Genomic DNA, 3,031 nt, shown 5'->3' with positions numbered 1-3,031 from the left:
TGTAGTTCCATTTTTGCCTCCTGGGGTTGGTATTTGTGGGGTGTTCCCCAGGAGGTTATCCCATTTCTCAAGCTTACACAAAATATCGTACACTACCTATTTTGGCTACTCCGATTGATACGGTGATTTTTATTTTCTTATCTTCATACTTGAAATCCGTTTCTTTTATTGATTTGTGTATTCTGTTGGCTACTTTCATTGCTATTTCTTCTGTAGGAGTGTCTATTGCGATTAAAAATTCATCGCCGCCGAATCTTATTATTATGTCTCTGTTTCTTAATAGATTTTTGAATAACTTTCCTAACCTTTTAAGAACTTCATCACCAGTGTCATGTCCATGTGTGTCGTTAATTTCTTTGAAGTTGTCAATATCAACGAACAGTAAGTAGTTGAATCTGTGAACTATGTCTTCTCCGAAATCCTCCATGAATCGTCTGTTGTAAATTCCAGTTAGAGGGTCCGTGTAAAGTTCTTGGTTTACTTCTGTTAACTTTACGTGTGAGCGATGTAAAAGTTCGAGTTCATGCATGAGTTTCTGATTTTTCTTTATGAACAGCAGAGCTAAAGTGTTGAGCTTGATGAATGTAGAAAGTATATACGTTTGAAGTTTTTGTTCATTAAGAGTGGTAGCAAGCCATCTATAAAGGTTTTCTGCCAGATCAGAAGTATACATGAGAAATATGGAGTCAAACAATGAGTCATCTATTTCATTTTTTTCGTAAAAGTAGATCATTTTAATAAAAAACTCCTGATTGAAATTTTTCAAAAACAGTTCGTCATAGTAGCTTTCAAAAAAATCTTTTAGAAATTTTTTTTCATGTTTTTTGTCTATGGCCTCAATGGAATGGATAGTTTTAGATAGGATTTCTTTGAGTAGAGAAGAACCCTTAAATGCTGCAAAGTAATTTTTATATTTATTTAGGTATTCTTTAAATTCAAATCCCAGTTCTTCTAGTATTTCAGATATTGCAACATCTTCTAGTGGCCATAGATCGTCGGGCACTTTCAGTTTTTTCTTTTTTCTTAAATATCTATGGCAGTTTTCAAAATTTGAATTGCAAAATAAAATATTTGTTTTGCTCCAGATATTTTCTATTTTGATGTAATTAATGAACTTGCAGTTATTGATGAACGGACACTTTTGGATATCTTTATCTTTTTCTTCCATCCATTCTCCTTAGTTATATGTACCTTCCAACACAGCTTCTGGAATATCTCCTACAGTTTCCGTATAAAAGGAGGAGGCGTCTATTACAAAATATTTTCCTGATTTTGAGAATACAAATATTTTATCACCTGTAAATATCAGTTCAGAAATGCCTTTAATGTTAAATGTAGCATAAGGATTAAGAGAGAATGTGTCAAATGCTATGAGATGTGAATAAGTTACTGTAAATATCAAATTATTAAAATTTCTAATTTTCAAAGGTCTATTAATCAGTTCTTCTACATCGGAGGTTCTGGATATCAGGGAATATTTAACGATAGTTTTGCTGAAATCATCGGCGGCATAGATGTTCTTTTCATCTCCACATACTGATATGATACTCCCCGGAATTATAACCGTTCCGATGCGATTGCCGTTTGTCATGCTGAACATATCTATGTTTCCTGTGTCACCGTCAACTGTTAAAATAGTATCGGTGGCGTTGTTAACAAAAAAATCGCTTATTTTTCTGGGAAAAATTATTGAGTTAGTTATCCCGGCACTAATATTATAGATAATCAATCTCTTTTTGTCGGAGCTGAGTATAAAAAGTTTGTTTTTACTATTTTCTATTCTGCATGTTCCATCTCCGGGAATGGGTATATCAGATATGTGAAAACCGTTTTCTAAAGATAATACTGAAATAACGGAAGTATTTTTATATCCGACAAAGATTTTGTTGTTGTTAACGGCTATTCCTGTTGGAGTGTTTTGCGTTCCTATAAAGCCTGCAATCAGTCCTGTATTTTTGTCTATTACACCGATTGTTTTTAATGAAGGGATAGTAAATAGAACTTTCTTGTTGATATTTAAGAGTTGCTGATTTTCTACATAAAGTTTCTTGTTGTTTACTGTGATAAAGATGGCTTGAGACGAATTTTTCGTGAAGTTTATGGTTTTAGGAAGAACGTATTTTTTACCATTTATAATTATTGAGTTTATTTTCCCTGATATGTTTATCCTGGTTACTAAAAATTGTTTCTGTTTCTCTTTCGACTTATAAGTTTTATTTATGGTAATTGTCTGGTTGTTTATATTTATGGTTTTTAGTGATACAGAGCTGCCGTTTTTCAGAAACTGGATATATATAAAGAGAGAAGAAGCAATGGACATACAGGTCCCGTATATTAATGTCAATGCGGTGAATATTGTGATTTTTACAACTTTCCTAGTTTCCATTTTATTGGCCTTTTAGAAAGTTCTTCTTCCTGTATACCAGGATGGATTTATTGATAAAAGTATGCTGTCATCACCACCGTGGAAGTGGCAGTACTGGCAATTTCCTCCATATCCTAAAGTTCCATGACACCAGCCACATCCTTTTGGGTTTAGATAAGGAGCATCAGGATTCCCATGATGAACATTGTACCAACTTTCGCTATCTGGATCGTGTTGATGGCAGTTCATACAGAGTTTCCAGATATCGTTTGGCGTTGAAATTGTTGTGTTGTAGCCAAGTGTGGACGCAATTCCATCTACAAGTTCTTTTCCATTCACCTCTTCTCTTATCAGATATAAATTTTTTGAACCGTGAGCCTCGTGGCAGTCCATACACGAAAGAACAAACCCTGCACCATTAGCATTTACTGCTAAAGAAGTATTGTTATAAGGAGCTTGCAGAGATGCCGTATTTGGGTCTGACAATGTTGTATTTGAGTCAGCAATTCTGAATCCGTGTTTATCTCCAGTAGCGGAAAACCAATCTATTTTATAAAGATTCCCGCCTGTTGTAACTGTTCCAGTATTAGGATCAAAATGCTGAATAGTAGTGCTATAAATCGTATTAACCGTATTGTGACAATCGGTGCAGTAACTTATATAATC

General features: G+C 34.1%; 3 protein-coding genes. All 3 read right to left on the bottom strand.

Annotation, left to right across the window (positions count from 1 at the left end; translation table 11 throughout):
- Positions 1–73 precede the first annotated feature (73 nt).
- Positions 74–1,168 carry a GGDEF domain-containing protein gene (locus BLW93_RS08525; RefSeq protein WP_076713646.1) on the bottom strand — a complete coding sequence of 365 codons (1,095 nt, stop codon included), beginning with the start codon at positions 1,166–1,168 and terminating at the stop codon, positions 74–76.
- Between the two features lie 9 nt (positions 1,169–1,177).
- Positions 1,178–2,386, bottom strand: a complete 1,209-nt coding sequence (locus tag BLW93_RS08520; RefSeq protein ID WP_076713645.1) for a hypothetical protein — start codon at positions 2,384–2,386, stop codon at positions 1,178–1,180.
- A 12-nt stretch (positions 2,387–2,398) separates the two neighbouring features.
- Positions 2,399–3,031 (bottom strand): hypothetical protein (locus BLW93_RS08870; RefSeq protein WP_158025389.1); only part of this gene is annotated, 633 nt, incomplete at its 5' end.

Source organism: Desulfurobacterium indicum (assembly GCF_001968985.1).
Taxonomy (GTDB): domain Bacteria; phylum Aquificota; class Aquificia; order Desulfurobacteriales; family Desulfurobacteriaceae; genus Desulfurobacterium_A; species Desulfurobacterium_A indicum.
This window is presented reverse-complemented; position numbering and strand designations above follow the sequence as displayed.